The organism is Peribacillus sp. P4_C12 (assembly GCF_056402095.1).
This window is the reverse complement of record NZ_JBFUIB010000487.1, coordinates 1-2,690: the sequence shown is the minus strand read 5'-3', so window position 1 is coordinate 2,690 and position 2,690 is coordinate 1. Positions and strand designations below refer to the sequence as shown.

General features: G+C 36.1%; 3 protein-coding genes. 2 read left to right on the top strand and 1 reads right to left on the bottom strand.

Annotated features, from left to right (window positions below; genetic code table 11):
* Positions 1-173 precede the first annotated feature (173 nt).
* Positions 174-488 (top strand): thioredoxin, encoded by a 315-nt coding sequence (gene trxA / locus AC1DUW_RS25345; RefSeq protein WP_053345521.1) that lies wholly within the window; start codon positions 174-176, stop codon positions 486-488.
* Between the two features lie 128 nt (positions 489-616).
* Positions 617-1,741: an NADH-dependent flavin oxidoreductase gene (locus tag AC1DUW_RS25340; RefSeq protein WP_053345522.1), complete on the top strand. Its 1,125-nt coding sequence runs from the start codon at positions 617-619 to the stop codon at positions 1,739-1,741.
* A gap of 306 nt (positions 1,742-2,047) precedes the next feature.
* On the opposite strand, the gene AC1DUW_RS25335 is transcribed toward AC1DUW_RS25340, so the two are convergent.
* Positions 2,048-2,690: metallophosphoesterase family protein (locus AC1DUW_RS25335; RefSeq protein WP_477643771.1), on the bottom strand; the 643-nt coding region annotated here is incomplete at its 5' end.

Below are 2,690 nucleotides of genomic sequence, written 5' to 3'. Positions count from 1 at the left end.
TTATGGAATTGTCCGAAAAATTAGCATCTATTAAAAAACATCCAAAAATGAATACTAGAAAATCTGAGTTTCTTATCCCAGGAAATAGGATTGGAAATCTGGATGTAAATAGATAAAGTAATTAAAAATATAGATTGATATTTTAATGGATAATATTAGAGGGGGAAATGATTATGTCAATAATGCATGTAACAGATCAAATTTTTGCTAGTGAAATTAAAGAAGGTTTAGTGTTAGTTGATTTTTGGGCTCCTTGGTGCGGACCTTGTAAAATGATTGCGCCAGTGCTTAATGATATCGATGTTGAAATGGGTGATCAAGTTAAGATTGTTAAGCTTAATGTAGATGAAAATGCAGATACTACAAGAAAGTATGGAGTCATGGGTATTCCAGCACTTATTCTTTTCAAAGATGGAGAAATAGTGGATCAGGTAGTAGGCTATCAGCCTAAAGAAGCTTTAACAGAATTAATTGCAAAGCATGCATAATTTGATTCTGATATACAAGTTATTACCTGGATCTGTTCATTCCACTGCACAAGAAAAAAATATAGCCAATCTTAACCAATGCCTGTCACATGATGAGATAACATAATTAAAATGGAGGAATACAACTAATGAATTCTAAATTTACACCATTATTTGAATCGTTTAATTTAGGAAAAGAGGTACATTTAAAGAATCGATTGGTTATGGCACCAATGACAAACTTCTCTTCGAATCCTGACGGTACAGTTACCGATGCCGAAATTACCTATTATGAACGCAGGTCAAGCGGCGTGGGTATGGTTATTACAGCATGTACCTATGTCACGGCAAATGGTAAAGGATTTCATGGTGAATTTGGCGGTGATCGGGATGATTTGATTCCGAGCTTACGACGCTTAGCTTCAGCGATTAAAGCGAAAGGGGCAAAAGCAATTTTACAAATTTTCCATGGCGGCCGCGAGGTTCCACCTGAATTAGTACCAAATGGAGATGTTGTAAGTGCCAGTAATATTCCTTCACAAGGCGATGGTAAACCTGTTCCACGTCCACTATCTGAAACAGAAATTAAATCGATTATTACTGATTTTGGAGAAACCACTCGACGTGCTATTGAAGCAGGTTTTGATGGTGTCGAAATTCATGGTGCCAATGGATACTTACTTCAGCAATTCTTTTCACCGCATTCTAACCGTCGAGAAGACATGTGGGGTGGAAGTCTAGAAAAACGTCTAACTTTTCCAATAGCGGTTGTAGATGAAGTGAAAAAGGCAGTTGCTAAACATGCCAAAAAGCCGTTCATTGTAGGATATCGCTTTTCACCAGAGGAGCCAGAAACACCTGGAATCACTATGGATGATACACTGGTATTAATAGATGCCCTCGCAAAAAAAGATCTTGATTATCTTCATGTTTCATTAATGGATTTCTGGTCAACAGCTAGACGAGGAGCCGAGGCTAACCGTCCTCGAATAGAAATCATAAAAGATCGTGTAGGGGATCGAGTTCCTGTCATAGGTGTTGGTTCCATCTATACAGCAGATGATGCGATCAAAGCTCTTGAAGCAGGTGTTCCTTTAATCGCATTAGCCCGTGAACTCATTATTGATCCTGATTGGGTTCAAAAAGTGGAGCAAGGCAGAGAAACAGAAATCGTTACTAAAATAAACAAGAATAATCAGCAGCAACTTGATATTCCAGATCCATTATGGCAAGTGATTATCAATTCTCCAGGATGGTTTCCAGGTGTTGAATAAAGCATAGTGGTATACCGAGTTACCAATTCATATAGCTAAACAAAAAGGCTGTCGTAAATACACGACAGCCTTTTTGTTTAGCGGAAAACCAGATGAGAGTAGGGATTTTTTATACAGAAATTATCCCTAATACATTATTGAAATTGTACCAAAAAGTATAGTGTGGACAAAAAATTAGAATTAATATAAAAATAAGGATAACTCAAAACAAACAATATCCTCAGGCTGATGTTATAGCGGTAGGAAATAAATATAGGCTATACGATTACTAGGGAAGTTAGTTCTTATGAGTTATCTCATATTTGATTAATTGAAATTAAATCTCTCTTTAAAATGGAAATCTAATTCAAATAGATTGTTTTCATCTGTTAAATATTTATAATCGATATAGGTTTTTTCTTTCTTTGGCATTTCATCTACAAAAGGCGAGTAAGTACGGAAAAACATTTTGTTTTTCTTTTCATCGAATTCTACAAGTCTCAGCCAGCCATTTCCTCCTCGGTAATTTGCTTGATAATTGACTAGCATTTGAATGACATCGTTCCCCGCTGCGTTTTGTTTGACTTGGTGTGCTATCCCAAAATAATGTCCATTAACCGTCATAAACACTTGGTTGTAATCCTTTATAAGTTCATCCCAGATCAGTCGGCCGTTAGACGACTCAACGGCAACAGTTTTATTATTTTCAACCTCAGGATAAATAATATCATGAGAAACGATAATAGTCGGTTTATCTTTATGTTGATTTAAAACATCTTTTGACCATTGCAAGTCTTTTTGAAGATTTTTCATATCAACTATTAAGACTAAGTATTCATAGCTTCCTGCTTTAACAATTGCATAAGAGCCATATCCCGAATCAGAAGAGCCCTTATAGTATTTTTTATTCGCAAAACGTTGCGGTCCATAATATGTTAAGAATGGATCTCCGTCAGCATAGTCATGATTC

What these genes read in the sequence shown, in the direction of transcription:
- trxA (WP_053345521.1), top strand. Translation starts at nt 174, where the DNA reads ATGTCAATAATGCATGTAACAGATCAAATTTTTGCTAGTGAAATTAAA.
- AC1DUW_RS25340 (WP_053345522.1), top strand. Translation starts at nt 617, where the DNA reads ATGAATTCTAAATTTACACCATTATTTGAATCGTTTAATTTAGGAAAA.